Consider the following 17,382-nt stretch of genomic DNA (forward strand, 5'->3'; position numbering starts at 1 on the left):
AAACCGAGAAAAAGGGGCCTTGTATGGCCCTTTTTTATTAGTCTGTTCCTATAAACCCACCGGTTTGATGGGCCCACAGTTGGGCGTAGATCCCCCCTTGGGCGATAAGCTCTTGGTGTGTGCCTTGCTCAACAATATGGCCTTTGTCCATCACCACCAAGCGGTCCATTTGCGCTATGGTTGATAAGCGGTGGGCAATGGCAATAACGGTTTTATTTTCCATTAAGGTATCGAGGCTCGCTTGAATCGCTGCTTCTACCTCAGAGTCTAAAGCTGATGTGGCTTCATCGAGCACTAAAATAGGCGCATCTTTTAACAGTACGCGAGCAATCGCGATACGCTGACGCTGCCCACCTGATAGCTTGACGCCGCGCTCACCCACTTGCGCATCCAGCCCTTTGTTGCCATGACTGTCTTCCAGTTCACTAACAAAGTCCCATGCCTCAGCCTTTTTCGCAGCGGCGATGATTTGCTCATCCGTGGCATCGGCTAAGCCATAACCGATATTTTCGCGTACGCTACGATGCAGCAGCGCGGTATCTTGCGACACCATAGCAATATGTTGGCGTAGGCTTTCCTGAGTCACTCGGTTTATCGGCGCATCATCAATACGAATGTGTCCTTGCTCGACATCATAAAAGCGCAGTAAGAGATTAACTAAGGTTGATTTACCGGCGCCAGAGCGACCAACAACCCCCACTTTTTCACCTGCGGCAATGTTTAGAGATAGCCCATCGAGCACCGGCGGGTGTGACGGGGTAATTGGCTTGGCATAATTAAAGGTGATGTTATTAAAGTCAATGCGCCCATGGGTCACCTTCAGCGTGTTGGCATCCTCAGCGTCGGTTATGGTTATGGGTTTCGTTAAGGTGTTCATGCCATCGGCAACGGTGCCGATATTTTCAAACAGGGCGCTGACTTCCCACATGATCCACTGCGCCATGCCGTTAAGGCGAAGTGCTAAACTAACGGCGATGGCAATGGCGCCGACGCTGATTAAACTAATAGACCAAAGGTAAATCGATAACGCCGCAATCACCGCCACCAAGCCGTAGTTAAGCAGCTGCACGCTCACTTGTAACTTAGTGACCAGACGCATTTGCCGATATACCGGGTCTAAAAACAGCTCCATCGATTCACGGGCATATTGCTCCTCCCGCGATGAATGAGAGAAGAGTTTGATAGTGGCGATATTGGTGTAGCTATCAACAATACGGCCTGTCATTTGCGAGCGGGCTTCGGCTTGTTGCTCGGCGACCGCTTTCAGGCGGGGTATAAAATAACGTTGCACTGCAATATAACCTACAAGCCAGCCTAAAATTGGCATCATTAAGCGCCAATCTGCCTGGCCAACAAAGAATAGCATGGCGGAAAAATACACCACAATATACACCGCGACATCAAGTAGCTTGATGACGGTTTCCCTTACCGCCAACGACGTTTGCATCACCTTAGTGGCAATGCGCCCAGCAAAGTCATCGGCATAAAAGCTCACACTTTGGCGCAGTAGGTAACGGTGCGCCAACCAGCGAATGGCCATGGGGTAATTACCGAGCAAGCTTTGATGGAGAACGGCTGAGTGAACAAACACTAAAATAGGCAACAGCACGATAGTGACCAAGCCCATAAACCAAAGCGTATCGGTTTCGGTGCTTAACAGCTGTTCCGGGGTTGTCTGTCCAAGCCAGTCAACGAGTTGACCCATAAAGCTAAATAGCGAAACTTCAACAATGGCTAATAAGGCAGCGCTGATTGACATCACCGCCAGCGGCCCGCCCATGCCTTGGGTGTAATAACGACAAAAAGCCCATAATCCCTTGGGTGGCGCGGTTGTTGTGCGCTCGGGAAAAGGGGCGGTTAACTTCTCGAAAAAGGAAAGCATAGCACCACACATAACTAACTGATTTAAGGCGTCAGTGTAGCGATTTTGCGGCGTAAAACCTAGCGCAACGAGTGTGCTAATTTTGCACCACTGTGGTGACTATGCCGACTCCTAACTACGCGCTTTGTGCTTGCTCATTGAGCTCTGCAAGCATCATTTCGCGCATTTTAAACTTTTGTAATTTCCCGGTGACCGTCATCGGATATTCCTCGACGATACGAATATACTTAGGCACTTTAAAATAGGCGAGTTGATCTTTTAGGTAGGCCCGAATTTGCGGCTCATCGATATCGCGGTTGTCCTTTGCTTTGAGCCACAAACATACTTGCTCGCCAAATTTATCATCGGGGATACCAAAGACCGCCGCATCACTGACAGCGTCGTGCAAATACAGCACTTCTTCTATTTCGCGCGGATAAATGTTCTCGCCACCGCGAATGATCATATCTTTAATTCGGCCAACGATGGTCACGTAACCTTGCTCATCCATGACCCCTAAATCGCCAGAGTGTAGCCAGCCCTCAGCGTCGATAGTGGCGTTAGTTTTCGCTTCATCGCCCCAATAGCCTTGCATCACACAGTAGCCGCGAGCACAAATTTCACCCGGGCTACCAATGGCAGCGATTTGACCGCGTTCATCAATAATTTTAATTTCTGTGTGCGCCATTGCTCGGCCCACGGTTTGCACTTGTTTGTCAATTGGTGCGTCGGTTTGGGTAATATGGTTGATGGGGCTGCACTCGGTTTGGCCGTAACCAATCACCACTTCGCGCATATGAAAATCACTGTGTACTTTGCGCATCAATTCTTGCGGGCAAGTGCTGCCAGCCATGACTCCGGTGCGCAAGGTACTGAGATCGTACTGCTGAAAGTCGGGGTGTTCTAATTGCGCAATAAACATCGTCGGTACGCCATGGAGCGCCGTACAGCGTTCTTGCTCAACGCAACTTAGGGTGCTGACTGCATCGAACGAGGGGGCTGGAAATATCGCGCAGGCGCCGCTGGCCAAACACACTAGATTGCCCAGCACCATGCCGAAGCAATGGTACAAGGGCACCGGAATACACAGTCTGTCTTTGTCGTTAAAGTGCATCGCTTTGGCAACCAGCAAACCATTATTCAAAATATTGCGGTGCGAGAGGGTGGCGCCTTTTGGGTTCCCGGTTGTGCCCGAGGTAAATTGAATATTAATGGCGTCATCGGGTCGAAGTTGCGCTTCAATAACCCGCATTTGCTGGTAGTGCGCATCCTCGCCCAGTTGTTGAACCGCCGCAAATGATGTCATGCCAGCAAAAGGTTGCTCTGAGAGAATAATTACCTGCTCTAGAGTGGGCAGCGCTTGCAGGGTGGTTTTGCTACCGTCTTTTAATTCCGGTGCAAGCTGGTAGATCATGTCAACGTAGTTTGAGGCTTTAAATTGCTCGGCCATCACCAAATACTTTACACCCACGTTGTTAATGGCAAAGGCCAACTCATGAGGGCGATAGGCGGGGTTAATGCACACCATAATGGCGCCAATTTTGGCGCTTGCGAATTGCACTAAGGACCATTCAATATTGTTGGGTGACCAAATGCCAACCCGATCCCCTGGCTGCACACCCAGAGCGAGTAAGCCCGCAGCGAGGCGCTCTATTTCCCGTAAATACTGGCGGTAAGTCCAACGGATCCCTTGATGGCGAACGACAATCGCCTCATTGTCTGGGTGTTTGTCGACAATATAATCAAGATGCTCGGCGATGGTTCGCTCGCTAAGCGGCGTTGAAGATGAGCCGTGGTACTGGCTCAACGTGAAGGGGAGTGATTGTCTTGTTGTTGCGGCATTGACTGCCTCCTTGCCCGGATAGATGTTGTCATTTTAGGTTCTTCAACACCTAATCAAGCATAGAGTGTCGACACTTTCCATTATTTTGAGGTGGTTTCTATTGGAATTAGACTAAAGGTTTAGTTTTTGTCGACATAAAAAAGCGGGCCATGGGCCCGCTAAATCGTCTTGGGGAGAGAAATAATTTAGCTCGTTGCTTCTTGCAGTGCCTTCATTTTATCGTGGCAAATTTGCATGCGTTCACGAAGCTGAGAAAGAACTTGTGCGCACTGAGGTGGCTGCGACTCTTCTAGTGCATCGTCGAACTCTTCAAGCACTTTATCTTCAACCTCTTCAAGGTGCTTGATGTACGTGTGCTCCTCGTTGCTCTTAATCGCGCTCATCACCTTAGTGTAGGTTTTACGTACATCAACCAGGGTGTCTGAGCCGGTTTCAATTTCGCCTTGCTCTTCAATGGCAAAGGGTTGCAAGTCGGTCACCGCTTTGTGCTTTTCATCGATCATGTTTTGGAACACGGTACGTACATCATTGCTATCAATGTTGTCTTTGGCATCGGAGTAAAAATCAATGCCACCCTTTAGTACTTTGATAATGTCTGTGATTTTCTCTGAACGTTGCATTGTCATAATTGTGCTCCTTCAATTTTGAATTCGATTTAATAGGAGCAATGCTTGTGCCAAATCGAGGGAATGCATAAAAAACATTATTAAACAATGTTTTATCTTTATCTTCGAACGCTTGAAATGTGTAAGCCAACGCCTTTTTCATGGGCAACTATGAAAGCTTTTCAATTGCAGGCGGTAAAAACGTCATAGTCGTACAACCAACAAAACGTATTATTTTTTACCTTTCACAATGCGCCAGGTGAAGATGTGCTGCGTAGTAGCTATTATCGGAAAAAGAAGGAAGAAGAATGGATTGTAACGTTGCCCCAAGCACAACCTACCACGAGTGTAATACCCTTACGACAACGCGTCGTAAACGGGGAAAAGGATTTGAATACTTCCATCTTGATAAGGAAAAGATAACCAGTCGTGCTTACTTAAAACGAATGCGAGAGTTGGTTGTGCCTCCTATGTGGCGTGATGTACGTATTAGCGCTTGCCAGTACAGTAAGGTGCAGGCCGTTGGCGTTGATGGCAAAGGAAAGCGACAATACATTTACCACGCCCATTGGCAATTGGCGCAACAGCAAAAAAAATTTGCCAAGTTAGGTGAATTCGCTGCTCAGCTTCCAGATGCGCGAGGGCAATGCTTATCTTTATTGGCAGAACCTGATTGGACGAAAGACAAAGTGTGCGCGCTTGGGTGCGCAATCTTAGACCTTACCGCGATTCGTGTAGGCAATAATAATTATTACAAAGCCAATGAAACTTGCGGGTTAACCACGCTTCGACGCAAGCATGTGGATATTAAAGACGACCATGTACAATTTAGCTTTAAAGGTAAACACGCAAAACACCGAGAGGTGCGCATTGACGATACTGAGCTTGCTGAATTAGTGGCTTCAAGTGCAGAGCAACAAGGGTATAGCTTGCTACGTTATTATCAACAAGGCCAATGGCATGACCTGCAAAGTGATGATATTAACGAATTTATCCACCGTGTTTTTGGCGGCCACTTTAGTGCCAAAGATTATCGTACCTGGGCGGGGACGCGAATGGCGGTACGCTTTGCCCACGTAGCCGCAGAGCAGGTACAGGCGCACCCAAGGCGCAAATTTAAGTCTCAGCTGGTTAAACTCGTTGCCAAACAATTAGGCAATACCGCGAACATTTGCGAACAGTACTATATTCATCCGAAGGTGTTAGAACACCTCAGCGAACACTATGAAAATGAACACCCGTTTGCGCATTTTGATGTGACACCGCGCTCTTTAGCCGGGGAGTTAGACATGGATGAGAGGCATGCGTTAGCGATCATTGCCGGGCGATGACGTAACAGGCCATTTCTGCGGCCTGTTACTGTCGGGGGGATTACTGCTTAGCGTAAGTGCGCAGCATAATATCGACATACGCCGTCATAAAGGCTTGCTCTTGAAACTTCTTGAGTCCCGTATCAGCGAACTCAATAGGTAATGGGTTGCGCTTAAGCTGTTCTTTCATCTCTGTGGCACTAATAATGTGCACATCTAAGTTAGTTATCAGCTGCAGTGCCGCTTCCATTTTAAAGCCAACCGCGCCGCCAGCGAACTTACCTTTATGAGGTCGCGCTTTGATGGCGATAGCATCCACTTGGTAATCTTCCATCAGCTTTTTAAAGTCGCGATGAAACTTTTGGATTTCTTCAGTATCGTTGGCATCGCTTAAAACAAAACGTGTTTGGCGCACATCACGGATGTCAAACACATCATTTTCTTTACTTAGAAGGCATAGTAAAACTTCACTGCCTTTTATTTCTACGCCGCAAGTATGCATAGTCAAATATCACCTTTTTTATCAATGGCATTAGTATATCAGAAGCGCATACAAAATTTGTTAAGAAAATTAGCCGACGAGCCTTGTATTTACCTCTATAGCGCGCCAAAATAGCGCCTTGCTCACGCTGTGTGGGCGGCAGTATCATCGCAATGCTTGTTGGTATAAGCGTTGATTAGACTTATTAAATAGACAAATAAATACACGTGGCGCGGCGTAGGTGTCACCACTGTACAAGGATTAAACATGCCAGTAATTACTCTTCCTGACGGCAGTCAGCGTTCATTTGAAAACCCTGTTTCCACGTTAGACGTAGCACAAGACATCGGCCCAGGCCTTGCCAAAGCGACCATCGCTGGGCGTGTTAACGGTGAGCGTGTTGACGCCTGTGATTTAATCAGCGAAGACGCACGGTTAGAGATCATCACCGCAAAAGATGAAGACGGTTTAGAAATTATCCGTCACTCCTGTGCGCACCTTATCGGCCACGCCATTAAGCAATTGTATCCTGATGCAAAAATGGCCATTGGTCCAACTATCGACAACGGCTTTTATTATGATGTCGATATGGAGCACTCGCTGACGCAAGAAGATTTAGAAGCGCTTGAAAAGCGTATGAAAGAACTTGCGAAAACCAAATACGACGTGGTTAAGAAGACCGTGAGCTGGCAACAGGCCCGCGACACGTTTGAACAACGTGGCGAACCTTATAAAGTTGAAATCTTGGACGAGAATATCGCTAAAGATGACCGTCCTGGTTTATACCACCACGAAGAGTACGTGGATATGTGTCGTGGCCCACACGTACCTAATATGAGCTTTTGTCAGCACTTTAAATTGATGAAAGTAGCAGGTGCATACTGGCGTGGCGACTCTGACAATAAAATGTTGCAGCGTATTTATGGCACCGCATGGGGTGATAAAAAGCAACTTAAAGGCTACTTGCAGCGCTTAGAAGAAGCGGAAAAACGCGATCACCGTAAAATTGGTAAAGCCCTAGATTTATGGCACTGGCAAGAAGAAGCGCCAGGTATGGTGTTTTGGCACAATGATGGTTGGAGCATTTACCGCGAGCTCGAAGAGTTTGTTCGCGAAAAACTGCGCGAATATGACTATGAAGAGGTAAAAGGGCCGCTAATGATGGACCGTGGACTGTGGGAAAAATCAGGCCACTGGGACAAATACGGCGATGCCATGTTCACCACGGAGTCAGAGAAACGTGAGTATGCTATTAAACCAATGAACTGTCCTGGTCACGTGCAGATTTTCAACCAAGGTTTGAAATCTTACCGTGATTTACCTTTGCGTATGGCCGAATTTGGTTGTTGTCACCGTAACGAGCCATCGGGTGCGTTGCACGGTTTGATGCGCGTACGTGGCTTTACTCAAGACGATGCTCATGTTTTCTGCACAGAAGAGCAAATCTTGCAAGAGGTGACGGCGTGTATCGATATGGTTTACGACACTTATTCGACCTTCGGTTTTGAAAAGATTGTTGTAAAGCTTTCTACACGCCCAGAAAAGCGCATCGGTGAAGATGAACTGTGGGATAAAGCCGAGAAAGCCTTGGCGCAAGCATTGAGCGATAAAGACATTGAATTCGAGTACCTACCAGGTGAAGGTGCCTTCTATGGTCCGAAAATTGAATTTACTTTGTATGATTGCTTAGAGCGAGCGTGGCAGTGTGGTACAGTACAGCTAGACTTTATGTTACCAGGACGTCTTGGCGCAACTTATGTGGCTGAGAACAACGAGCGTCGCACTCCGGTGATGATTCACCGCGCTATTCTGGGTTCAATCGAACGCTTTATCGGTATTTTGACCGAAGAATACGCAGGGCTGTTCCCAACCTGGCTTGCTCCTAAGCAGGTGGTGATTATGAATATCACTGACAAACAGTCTGATTATGTGCACGAAGTTGTACAAAAATTGAATAAACTGGGTATTCGCGCCGCAGCCGACTTGAGAAATGAGAAAATTGGCTTTAAAATTCGCGAACATACTTTAAAACGTATTCCTTACTTACTAGTTGTTGGTGACAAAGAAGTAGAGCAGCAAGAAGTGGCAGTAAGAACACGTACAGGTGAAGACCTAGGTAAATTTAAAGTCGATGACTTTATCACTAAAATCACAAATGAAATTAAAACAAGACAGTAATTTGTGATCGAAAGGGTGTATCAAAAAGTATCGAATACACCCTTTTAGTTTTTAATATTCTTGGAGGAACGTACCATTAGAGGCGGAAAAAAGGGCCAACAACAGGTCCAAAAAAATCGTATTAACGAAGATATTACGGCAAAAGAAGTTCGACTAATTGACTTTGAAGGTGAACAAGCAGGCATCGTGTCCCTGAGTGAAGCTCAGTCAATGGCGGATGAGGCGGGTGTCGATCTAGTAGAGATCAGCCCAAATGCTGAACCCCCCGTTTGTAAGGTAATGGACTACGGTAAGTTCCTTTTTGAAAAAAGCAAAGCGCAAAAAGAACAGAAGAAGAAGCAAAAGCAAATTCAGGTTAAGGAAGTTAAGTTCCGCCCTGGTACAGACATTGGTGACTACCAAGTTAAGCTTCGCAATCTAACCAAGTTCTTAGAAGCTGGCGATAAGGCAAAAGTAACGATCCGTTTCCGTGGTCGTGAAATGGCCCACCAAGAAATTGGTATCGAGCTTTTGAATCGCATTAAAGATGATCTGCAAGAGTTGGCACAGGTCGAGTCATTCCCGAAAAAAGTGGAAGGCCGCCAAATGATCATGATGCTAGCGCCGGTGGCTAAAAAATAGTATACTCCGCGCGTTTAACGAATTAGTGCAGGTTTACAAGCCACATGACTTATTTTCTAAGGCAGTGGCACCTGTATCTATCCGGTTGAAGTAGGGCGCTTTTTTAAGCGCTCTCACCGGTTTTGGGAGTAAGTTGGGCCAAAAAAGTGTTTGTGAACTCAAACCGCCTGCTTGCTAAATTTAAGCAATATCAATTGGAGTTATTGCAATGGCTTATAAGCTAAAAACACACCGTGGCGCCGCTAAGCGCTTCAAGAAAACTGCTTCTGGTGGTTTCAAGCGTAAACAAGCGCACCTTCGTCACATTCTGACCAAGAAAACCTCTAAGCGTAAGCTTCACCTACGTCCTAAGCTAATGGTTCACAAGAACGATCACGGCTTAGTTTCTCGTATGTTACCATTCGCTTAATAGGGGTATAGAATAATGGCAAGAGTAAAACGCGGTACTATCGCGCGCGCACGTCACAAGAAAGTTTTAAAGCAAGCTAAAGGTTACTACGGTGCACGTTCACGTGTTTACCGCGTAGCTTTCCAAGCGGTTACTAAAGCGGGTCAATACGCTTACCGTGACCGTCGTGCGAAGAAACGTACTTTCCGTCAACTATGGATTGCACGTATCAACGCAGCAGCTCGTCAAAATGGTTTGTCTTACAGCCGTTTCATCAACGGTCTTAAGAAGACTTCTGTAGAAATCGATCGTAAGATCCTTGCAGATATCGCTGTTTATGACCAAACTGCATTCGCAGCATTAGTAGCTAAAGCGAAAGAAGGTCTTTCAGCTTAATCTACCTGTGTTAGCAGAAGAAAGGAGCCTTTTGGCTCCTTTTTTAATGTCTGAAAATCACGTCTATAGCCATTAGCGCGACTTGGTAAGCACCCAGTCAAGCCAGCTGCTTGGTAAAATACGTTTAAGGAAACCGAATAGATAGGTGGGCGTTGTAACATAGTAACGAGCCTGCGGGCGCTGCGATTCTAACGCATGCACCAAGCGTTTATAAACCGCTTCAGGTCCCAGGGTAAAAGGCTGAGGGCCACTGGTGGATTCCAACCGCCGCTGCTGCGCTAAATAATTATCTCGGTGTGCACTTTTTTCGATATCAATGCCTGAGGTTAAAAATGCGTGCAGTGCGTTATCACGAAAACGCGAACTGATTGGCCCAGGCTCAATCAAAGAGATATATACGCCGGAGCCTTGTAGCTCTAAGCGCAAGGTATCTGTTAATCCCTCCAAAGCAAATTTACTGGCATTATAAGCGCCGCGATAGGGTAAGGTGACTAACCCCAACACCGATGAATTTTGGATGATACGGCCATGACCTTGTTGGCGCATCTTTTGACATACTAATTGAGTAAGGTGATGCCAGCCGAAAACATTGGTTTCAAATTGCCGGCGCAGTGCTGCCACGGGTAAATCTTCCACAGCGCCAGGTTGGCCATAAGCGCCATTATTGAACAAGGCGTCTAGTTTACCGCCGCTAAAAGCCAAGGCATCGGCTAGCCCTTGTTCAATGGAGTCAGTATCGGTGTAATCAAGCTGCACACAGGTGATGCCTTGCTCGTTGAGAGCACGTACGTCGTCTACATTGCGACAACTAGCGATCACTTGGTAACCGCGCTTTTGCAGTTGTTTAGCGCAGTAATAGCCTATACCGCTAGAGCAGCCAGTGATAAGAATGGTTTTCATAATTTGCACTCAGTGCCAACGTCATAGCGAAAAACTACCATTTCGTCGCAATCCTGGCCACCTTTAAAGCCCCCTTGTTATACTCAAATACAGCAAAACAACAACAAAAAGAGCGTATTATGTTTACCAGCTTGTTATTAGCCACGGCCCTAGCCGCTGATGCCCACTTGCCCAAACTGATCTCTTGGCAAGGCCAAAGCGAAGCGTTGATGCAGCAACAAGGCGTGTTAACCACGGCGTTTGAACACTCTGGGGGAATGATCTCTCCCGACTATCAAGCGACGATGGCCTATTTAAAGCGTTTACAACAGGCTAACCCGACGCAGTTCAGCCTAGTTAAAATAGGCCAAAGTGACGCTGGCCGTGATATCAATATGCTGGTTGCCAGCGAGCAAGGAAATAATAGCGCGGCGCACATTGCTAATAGCGACAAACCCACGTTATTGATTCAAGCAGGTATTCACAGTGGTGAAATTGACGGTAAAGACGCAGGCTTTATGTTGTTACGAGACATTGCCACCGGTAAGCGATTGGATATCTTAAAAAGCGTTAACCTACTGTTTATACCGATTTTAAACGTCGACGGTCACGAGCGTGCCAGTGCCTATAATCGCATCAACCAGCGCGGTCCTGCTGTTATGGGTTTTCGAACCAATGGTCAAAACCTCAACTTAAACCGTGATTTCACTAAGCTTGATACCCCAGGTGTGCGCGCATTAGCTGAGGTTGTTAATCAGTATCAACCCAGTTTGTACCTCGATATTCATGTTACCGATGGCGCCGATTACCAATACGATATTACCTATGGCTATGCGCCAACGTTCGCCAGCGCCACACCAAAAGTGACAGCCGCGATGGATCAATGGATTGCGCCTGTTATTGACCAGAAACTTGAAAAAATGGGCCATATTCCAGGGCCTTTAGTGTTCGTCATGGATAAAATGGATTTTGCTAAAGGTCTTGCTGGGTGGGTAGCTGGACCTCGCTATTCAAATGGTTGGGGCGAGTTACGCCATTTACCCACCATTTTGGTAGAAAACCATTCGCTTAAGCCCTATAAACAACGGGTATTGGGGACTTATGTGCTCATTGACGGCGCTATCACGGCCTTGACCCGCCATGGTGATGATATAAACGCGGCCGTGGCACAGTCTAAAGCGCAGCAGCAAGAACGCCTCGTAGTCGAACGCAGCTATGCCAAAGAGCCTGATACCATTGCCTTTAAGGGGATTGCCTATGATTACTATGAAAGCACTGCCACGGGTGCTAAAGAAGTACGTTATTTAGGCAAGCCTAAGCATTACGATGCGTTACCCATATTCTGGCAAAAGGAGGTAAAAACCGAGGTTGATGTGCCCAAGGCTTTCTATATTCCACGCCAATATGCTGATGTGATCGCGACCTTAAAAACGCAGGGGGTTGAAATAGAGGCTGTTACAGCAGACATCGAGTTGCCATTGGCACAAGCACGTATTGTTAATCATCAATTTGCTCAAGCACCATTTGAGGGGCGCTTTCGCGTTAGTGCAGAGTTTGATTACAGCACGGCGAAAACGATAATAAATCAGCAGTGGCTGAAGGTTAGCACGACACAACCCTTAGGGCTTTTGGCTACACATATGCTGCACCCAGAGGCGCCAGACTCATTGTTCCAGTGGGGCTTCTTCCACAGTGTTTTTCAGCGCACTGAATATGTTGAGAACTATGCACTCGCTCCATATGCGCAGCAAATGCTTGAGTCAAACCCGGATATCGCCGAGCGTTACAACGCCAAACTTGAAGATGAAGACTTTGCAAACGACAGTGATGCTCGCAGAGCTTGGCTTTATACGCAAACACCGTATTATGATCAACATTATTTGCACTACCCAATATTAATGCAGTTTTAACTTATGAAAATTACCACCATTCCTGTTACACCCTTTATGCAAAATTGCCGCATATTGCAATGCGCACAAAGTGCTCAGGCCGCTATTATCGACCCCGGTGGCGATAGTGATAAAATTATCCGTGCATTAACACAGCGCGGCATTGAGCCTAGTGTAATTTGGTTAACTCATGGCCATTTAGATCATGTTGGTGCAGCGGATACATTGCGCAAACATTACCAAATCGACATTGTTGGGCCGCAACGAGATGAGCAATTTTGGTTTGATGCCTTGGCGCAGCAGGCTCAGATGTTTGGCTTTGCGCCGCAAGTGCCTTTTTTGCCCGACACCTGGCTCGAGCATGGGCAAACAATAAGTTTAGGTGAGCAGCAATTTGAAGTACGCCATTGCCCAGGACATACGCCAGGGCACGTGATTTTTGTTTGTCATAGTCATAAGCTTGCCGTTGTTGGCGATGTGATTTTTAAAGGTTCAATAGGGCGGACGGACTTTCCTAAAGGCGATGGCCCAACATTAATCGCTTCTATCAAACGAGAAGTGCTTAGCCTAGATGACGACTATCGATTGCTTAGCGGTCATGGTGAAGAGACCTCGGTAGGGCAAGAGCGCCATAAAAACCCGTTTATTAGCGGAAAATTCGGTTAAAAAGTACAGACGAAAACCCTTGCGTTATGTATAATTTTACCTAATTCACAATTAAAAAAGAAAAATCAATGTCATTAAACCAAGTTGACCGTCAGATCTTGGCATTGCTGCAACAGGATGCCAGTTTATCGACCGCCGAAATAGCCGATCAAGTCGGCCTTTCCCAATCACCATGTTGGCGCCGTATTGCACGTCTTGAGCAGGAGGGCTATATCAAAGGCAAAGTGGCCTTGCTAGATGAAAAGCAGCTAGGCTTCGATATGCTGGTATACGCCCATGTACGTTTGTCTAACCACGGCCGAGACCAGCTCGCAGATTTTGAAAAGCTGATTATGAGCTATGATGAAGTCACAGAATGCTACACTATGGCGGGTACCATGGACTTTATGCTGCGTATTATCTCCAAAGGTATTGAAGGCTATGAACAGTTTGTTCGCGACCACTTATTAAGCCTTCCCTATGTGCAAGAAGTACATTCGAATGTGACTATGACCTGTGTTAAGCGCTCCACCGCACTGCCACTGTAAAAGTGGCAGTAAGCCTGCCTTCAGCTTTTTACTCAATTGTTAATTTCTCGGTATTTTGCTAGACTCTGCGGCCTTTTCGAAGAGCTCTGCCTAACGTACACGAGGAATGAATGTTTAACTTATTAAGCAAAGCCCCAAGCTCTGCTAAAAACGATATATTGTCTGGATTGACGGTGGCCCTAGCGCTGGTACCCGAAGCCGTTGCCTTTGCTTTTGTAGCCCAAGTAGACCCTCTGGTTGGTTTATACGCTGCCTTTATTGTTGGCTTAATAACTTCTTTATTAGGCGGTCGCCCGGGCATGATATCTGGCGCCACCGGTGCCCTTGCTGTTGTCATGACCTCCCTCGTCGTGACCCACGGGGTAGAGTACCTGTTTGCCACGGTGGTGTTGATGGGCATACTGCAAATTCTCGCTGGGGTCTTTAAACTTGGTAAGTTTATTCGTATGGTGCCGCACCCTGTGATGTTGGGGTTTGTAAACGGCTTGGCCATTGTTATCTTTCTCGCTCAACTTGGCCAATTTAAAGTACTTGGCGACGATGGCCAAATGCAGTGGATGCAAGGCGAGATGATGGCTACCATGCTGGGTCTGGTTGCTTTGACCATGGCTATCATTCACTTTTTACCAAAACTAACCACTGCTATTCCTTCAAGTTTGGCAGCGATTGTCGTGGTGACGGGTTTAGTTTTAGGGTTAGATTTAGAAGCCCGCACGGTTATCGACTTTGTTAAAGATATGACTGGTGATGCCAGCGCCACAATCGCCGGTGGTTTGCCTGAATTCCATATTCCTCAAGTGCCGCTCAACTGGGAAACATTCCAAATCATCCTGCCATACGCCGTGATTCTTTCCGCCATTGGTCTGATCGAGTCGTTACTGACGCTTACGCTAATTGACGAAATCACAGACACCCGTGGTCAAAGTAATAAAGAATGCATGGGCCAGGGCGCAGCTAACTTAACTTGTGGTTTCTTTGGCGCGATGGGTGGCTGTGCCATGATTGGCCAATCAATGATTAATATCAACTCAGGTGGCCGCAGTCGTTTATCTGGTGTGACAGCTGCTCTGATGCTTCTGGCCTTCATTTTGTTTGCCGCAAGCTATATTGAGATGGTGCCTCTGGCGGCACTGGTTGGCGTTATGTTTATGGTGGTTATAGGCACTTTTGAATGGTCAAGTTTCCGCATTATGCGCAAAGTACCTAAATCTGACGCCTTCGTTATCTTTTTGGTCAGTGCCGTAACTGTGGCCACAGACTTAGCCATTGCGGTCTGCGTGGGTATTATTGTCTCTGCGCTAGTGTTTGCTTGGCAGCATGCTAAACATATTTACACCGAAAGCTACATTGATGAAGAAGGGTCAAAAGTATATGAGTTACATGGACCTTTGTTCTTTGGCTCAGTGAAAAACTTTATTGAGTTATTTGATGTTAAGAATGACCCTAAAGATGTCATTGTAGAGTTCAAGCATAGCCGAGTTGCCGATCACAGTGCCATTGAAGCTATAGATAACCTCGCTGAGAAATACACCAAGCAAGGTAAAACCTTACACCTACGTCATGTTAGCCCTGACTGTAAGCAACTACTGCATAAAGCGCGCGATTTAGTCGAGATCAATGTTATTGAAGACCCCAAATACCGGGTTGCTTCCGATAAACTCGGATAACATTTAATAACAGGCCAGCGTCATGCTGGTCTTTTTATTCAGGCACAATTAACGTTTTCGCCCTAAACTGGATAGCATTATTTGCTAATGGGTAAAAACATGAAAAAGCTTATTTCTCTAATACTTACATCAGGCATCGCATTCGGCGCTCATGCCGCCAGTATCCCTGATGAACCTCACGTTCAAGTTACTGGTGTAGGGGAAGTGTGGGCCACTCCCGACAAGGTCACGTTAAATGTCAGTGTCAATGAACACAGTAAGGATGTTGTCGCGGCAAAGAAAGCGGCCGATGACAAACTTGCGGCCATGATTCTGGCGTTAAAAGAGCAGGGCGTTGCCAGCAAAGACATCCACGCTAGCCAACTGAATGTGCGCAGCAAAACGCGTTACAACCGCGATACTCAAACCAACGAGTTTGACGGTTATGAAGTCAGTCGTAACCTCAGCATTATTTTGCGCAATATTGATAGCTATGCGCAAACTCTGCAAGGCCTTATTCAGCAAGGAGCAAATCAAGTAGGGCAGTCGCAATTTGGTTTAACCAATCATGATGAGCTTTTTAGCCAAGCGCAGCAAAAAGCATTCAAAGATGCAAACGCCAAAGCTAGTACCTACGCAGAAGGTTTCAACGCCCGCATTGAAAAGGTTTATAGTATCAGCGCCCAACAAGATTACGCGCGCCCAATGCCGCAGGTCGAGGCCATGATGGTACGAGCTGATAGCGCCGGTAGCGCGAAAGTGGAAGATGCTTATGACATCGGTGAAATCAAAGTCACTGCGAAGGTCAACGCAGTGTTTTTGCTCGAGGACTAAGGGTATAGAAATTATCATGATGTAGTCATGATATCGAAACGACCTCTCCAACTGCCGGCGGCTAAACGCATTTTGTTTACCGTCGGCACTTTTCTTTTTACTCCAAGCCCTGTAAGTTCTTACTCAAATTTTGATTTGTTAAGGGGTTAGGGTGATAGTCTCAATTTACGCTGCAATTTTAGCGCTGGTTTACGTGCAGTTGAGTATGTATGTTGTTAAAGCACGGCGCAAAGCTCAACAATCCATAGGTACAGGCGAAGATGAAGGCTTAATACGCGCTATTCGCGCACACGGAAACTTCATTGAGTATGTGCCATTTGCACTGATTTTACTTTTCCTCAATGAGTATCAAGGCTTAGCGAGTCATTATTGTCACCTATTTGGTGCCGCCTTAGTATTAGGGCGGTTGCTGCACGCAAGCAATATCGCCCAAAGCAATGAGCAGCTGAAGATTCGCGTGGTGAGCATGGTGCTGACATTCTCTGTCATCGTTTTATTGGCGATTAGCTTACTGCTCGATGCGACGTTAGGGCTTTATTTATAAAGCCTTGATTATTTTGTTATTTTAACCTAACGAAAATGGCTATTTCTTTTTCTCAAAATCACCATGGGTAGGGATCGGGTTGCATTTTTTTTGCAGCTCGGTTTTACCCACATTCTCTGGCTTGTCTAAGCTATAAAAGGTCATACGATAACTTTGCTCAACCTCACCAGAGCAGTTTGCTTGCTCTAGCATAGCTTGTTCAAATGACTGCTGTTGTTCAGGGGATGCGCAGCCTGCCAGTGCTGCTGTTAAGATGATGATTGCGTACTTCATTGACTTCTCCTTAATGCCACACTGTTAAAATTTTGAGTATACGTACGGTAACTCAGGTAATTTTTATATTCAAAGCGTTCGTTTGCAACGCAAAAAGTGTAACGATTTAAAACAAGCGCCGACAAAGTCTGAGGAATTATAGCTAAACCTTTTCCTTAATGATTGTTAGGGGATTGATTCAACTCGGCAGTCCAAGGGCTATTCAACAAATCCCAGACACCGCAGTTAACACCACGCCACGACAAACATTCAAGTGTGATGGGCGCCAGTACTGTAGCCAAATGAGATCACGAGAAGAAGCTGTGTTTTTCATTCGAAACTGTCCGAATACAAAAATGGATGGTGATAACGATGGCAATCCTTGTGAGAGTGACTCAAGGTTTTAAAAGGTAAATGCCTAGCTATAAGCCTCTAACGACGAATCGTAATGAACGCTTTGCT

The 17,382-nt window shown here is 46.5% G+C and carries 17 protein-coding genes and 1 pseudogene; 12 read left to right on the top strand and 6 right to left on the bottom strand.

Annotated elements, in window-relative coordinates; translation table 11 throughout:
• Positions 1 to 37: 37 nt before the first annotated feature.
• The 3 genes from MHM93_RS00090 to MHM93_RS00100 all read right to left on the bottom strand — a co-directional run bounded on the left by MHM93_RS00090 (position 38) and on the right by MHM93_RS00100 (position 4,330).
• A complete protein-coding gene (locus MHM93_RS00090; RefSeq protein ID WP_239447491.1) occupies positions 38 to 1,882 on the bottom strand; it encodes an ABC transporter ATP-binding protein in 1,845 nt (614 codons plus the stop codon).
• Positions 1,883 to 1,997: 115 nt separating this feature from the next.
• The gene (locus MHM93_RS00095; protein WP_239447492.1) at positions 1,998 to 3,668 is read right to left on the bottom strand and encodes an AMP-binding protein; all 1,671 of its coding nucleotides are present in this window, start codon (positions 3,666 to 3,668) and stop codon (positions 1,998 to 2,000) included.
• A 221-nt stretch (positions 3,669 to 3,889) separates the two neighbouring features.
• On the bottom strand, positions 3,890 to 4,330 hold the full coding sequence (locus MHM93_RS00100) for a PA2169 family four-helix-bundle protein (RefSeq protein ID WP_022944192.1): 441 nt from the start codon (positions 4,328 to 4,330) through the stop codon (positions 3,890 to 3,892).
• A gap of 287 nt (positions 4,331 to 4,617) precedes the next feature.
• Between MHM93_RS00100 and MHM93_RS00105 the strand changes: the two genes are divergently transcribed.
• A complete protein-coding gene (locus tag MHM93_RS00105) occupies positions 4,618 to 5,640 on the top strand; it encodes a DNA topoisomerase IB (RefSeq protein ID WP_239447493.1) in 1,023 nt (340 codons plus the stop codon).
• A gap of 40 nt (positions 5,641 to 5,680) precedes the next feature.
• On the opposite strand, the gene MHM93_RS00110 is transcribed toward MHM93_RS00105, so the two are convergent.
• Positions 5,681 to 6,121, bottom strand: coding sequence for a DUF3010 family protein (locus MHM93_RS00110; RefSeq protein WP_022944194.1), 441 nt, complete (start codon positions 6,119 to 6,121; stop codon positions 5,681 to 5,683).
• A 246-nt stretch (positions 6,122 to 6,367) separates the two neighbouring features.
• Here MHM93_RS00110 and thrS point away from each other — a divergent pair, with 246 nt between their 5' ends.
• The 4 genes from thrS to rplT all read left to right on the top strand — a co-directional run bounded on the left by thrS (position 6,368) and on the right by rplT (position 9,683).
• The gene (thrS, locus tag MHM93_RS00115; protein WP_022944195.1) at positions 6,368 to 8,278 is read left to right on the top strand and encodes a threonine--tRNA ligase; all 1,911 of its coding nucleotides are present in this window, start codon (positions 6,368 to 6,370) and stop codon (positions 8,276 to 8,278) included.
• A gap of 60 nt (positions 8,279 to 8,338) precedes the next feature.
• Entirely contained in the window at positions 8,339 to 8,899 is a 561-nt protein-coding gene (gene infC, locus MHM93_RS00120) for a translation initiation factor IF-3 (protein WP_022944196.1), read from the top strand.
• 208 nt (positions 8,900 to 9,107) lie between these two features.
• Positions 9,108 to 9,308, top strand: a complete 201-nt coding sequence (gene rpmI, locus MHM93_RS00125; protein ID WP_022944197.1) for a 50S ribosomal protein L35 — start codon at positions 9,108 to 9,110, stop codon at positions 9,306 to 9,308.
• Between the two features lie 15 nt (positions 9,309 to 9,323).
• Positions 9,324 to 9,683, top strand: a complete 360-nt coding sequence (rplT, locus tag MHM93_RS00130) for a 50S ribosomal protein L20 (RefSeq protein ID WP_022944198.1) — start codon at positions 9,324 to 9,326, stop codon at positions 9,681 to 9,683.
• 72 nt (positions 9,684 to 9,755) lie between these two features.
• On the opposite strand, the gene MHM93_RS00135 is transcribed toward rplT, so the two are convergent.
• Positions 9,756 to 10,583, bottom strand: a complete 828-nt coding sequence (locus MHM93_RS00135; RefSeq protein WP_239447494.1) for an SDR family oxidoreductase — start codon at positions 10,581 to 10,583, stop codon at positions 9,756 to 9,758.
• A 119-nt stretch (positions 10,584 to 10,702) separates the two neighbouring features.
• Between MHM93_RS00135 and MHM93_RS00140 the strand changes: the two genes are divergently transcribed.
• The 6 genes from MHM93_RS00140 to MHM93_RS00165 all read left to right on the top strand — a co-directional run bounded on the left by MHM93_RS00140 (position 10,703) and on the right by MHM93_RS00165 (position 16,668).
• Positions 10,703 to 12,472 carry a M14 family metallopeptidase gene (locus tag MHM93_RS00140; protein ID WP_239447495.1) on the top strand — a complete coding sequence of 590 codons (1,770 nt, stop codon included), beginning with the start codon at positions 10,703 to 10,705 and terminating at the stop codon, positions 12,470 to 12,472.
• Between the two features lie 3 nt (positions 12,473 to 12,475).
• Complete coding sequence (locus MHM93_RS00145; RefSeq protein ID WP_239447496.1) at positions 12,476 to 13,117, top strand: MBL fold metallo-hydrolase; 642 nt, start codon at positions 12,476 to 12,478, stop codon at positions 13,115 to 13,117.
• Between the two features lie 68 nt (positions 13,118 to 13,185).
• Entirely contained in the window at positions 13,186 to 13,644 is a 459-nt protein-coding gene (locus tag MHM93_RS00150) for an Lrp/AsnC family transcriptional regulator (RefSeq protein ID WP_022944202.1), read from the top strand.
• A 110-nt stretch (positions 13,645 to 13,754) separates the two neighbouring features.
• On the top strand, positions 13,755 to 15,311 hold the full coding sequence (locus tag MHM93_RS00155; RefSeq protein WP_239447497.1) for a SulP family inorganic anion transporter: 1,557 nt from the start codon (positions 13,755 to 13,757) through the stop codon (positions 15,309 to 15,311).
• A gap of 99 nt (positions 15,312 to 15,410) precedes the next feature.
• Positions 15,411 to 16,124, top strand: coding sequence for an SIMPL domain-containing protein (locus MHM93_RS00160; RefSeq protein ID WP_239447498.1), 714 nt, complete (start codon positions 15,411 to 15,413; stop codon positions 16,122 to 16,124).
• A gap of 151 nt (positions 16,125 to 16,275) precedes the next feature.
• Positions 16,276 to 16,668 (top strand): MAPEG family protein, encoded by a 393-nt coding sequence (locus MHM93_RS00165; protein ID WP_239447499.1) that lies wholly within the window; start codon positions 16,276 to 16,278, stop codon positions 16,666 to 16,668.
• Positions 16,669 to 16,707: 39 nt separating this feature from the next.
• Here MHM93_RS00165 and MHM93_RS00170 read toward each other — a convergent pair whose 3' ends face one another.
• A complete protein-coding gene (locus tag MHM93_RS00170) occupies positions 16,708 to 16,941 on the bottom strand; it encodes a hypothetical protein (RefSeq protein ID WP_239447500.1) in 234 nt (77 codons plus the stop codon).
• A 248-nt stretch (positions 16,942 to 17,189) separates the two neighbouring features.
• Here MHM93_RS00170 and MHM93_RS00175 point away from each other — a divergent pair.
• Positions 17,190 to 17,327: pseudogene (locus tag MHM93_RS00175) on the top strand (excalibur calcium-binding domain-containing protein); the annotation flags it as partial.
• Between the last annotated feature and the right edge of the window lie 55 nt (positions 17,328 to 17,382).

Origin of the sequence: Pseudoalteromonas sp. MM17-2 (assembly GCF_022347945.1) — a bacterium.
GTDB classification, from domain to species: domain Bacteria; phylum Pseudomonadota; class Gammaproteobacteria; order Enterobacterales; family Alteromonadaceae; genus Pseudoalteromonas; species Pseudoalteromonas ruthenica.

Excerpts from the sequence above, each read along its gene's own strand:
- MHM93_RS00135 (WP_239447494.1), bottom strand. The coding sequence starts at position 10,583 with ATGAAAACCATTCTTATCACTGGCTGCTCTAGCGGTATAGGCTATTAC.
- rpmI (WP_022944197.1), top strand. The coding sequence starts at position 9,108 with ATGGCTTATAAGCTAAAAACACACCGTGGCGCCGCTAAGCGCTTCAAG.
- MHM93_RS00090 (WP_239447491.1), bottom strand. The coding sequence starts at position 1,882 with ATGCTTTCCTTTTTCGAGAAGTTAACCGCCCCTTTTCCCGAGCGCACA.
- MHM93_RS00100 (WP_022944192.1), bottom strand. The coding sequence starts at position 4,330 with ATGACAATGCAACGTTCAGAGAAAATCACAGACATTATCAAAGTACTA.
- rplT (WP_022944198.1), top strand. The coding sequence starts at position 9,324 with ATGGCAAGAGTAAAACGCGGTACTATCGCGCGCGCACGTCACAAGAAA.
- thrS (WP_022944195.1), top strand. The coding sequence starts at position 6,368 with ATGCCAGTAATTACTCTTCCTGACGGCAGTCAGCGTTCATTTGAAAAC.
- MHM93_RS00155 (WP_239447497.1), top strand. The coding sequence starts at position 13,755 with ATGTTTAACTTATTAAGCAAAGCCCCAAGCTCTGCTAAAAACGATATA.
- MHM93_RS00110 (WP_022944194.1), bottom strand. The coding sequence starts at position 6,121 with ATGCATACTTGCGGCGTAGAAATAAAAGGCAGTGAAGTTTTACTATGC.
- MHM93_RS00150 (WP_022944202.1), top strand. The coding sequence starts at position 13,186 with ATGTCATTAAACCAAGTTGACCGTCAGATCTTGGCATTGCTGCAACAG.
- MHM93_RS00105 (WP_239447493.1), top strand. The coding sequence starts at position 4,618 with ATGGATTGTAACGTTGCCCCAAGCACAACCTACCACGAGTGTAATACC.
- MHM93_RS00170 (WP_239447500.1), bottom strand. The coding sequence starts at position 16,941 with ATGAAGTACGCAATCATCATCTTAACAGCAGCACTGGCAGGCTGCGCA.
- MHM93_RS00140 (WP_239447495.1), top strand. The coding sequence starts at position 10,703 with ATGTTTACCAGCTTGTTATTAGCCACGGCCCTAGCCGCTGATGCCCAC.
- MHM93_RS00145 (WP_239447496.1), top strand. The coding sequence starts at position 12,476 with ATGAAAATTACCACCATTCCTGTTACACCCTTTATGCAAAATTGCCGC.
- MHM93_RS00160 (WP_239447498.1), top strand. The coding sequence starts at position 15,411 with ATGAAAAAGCTTATTTCTCTAATACTTACATCAGGCATCGCATTCGGC.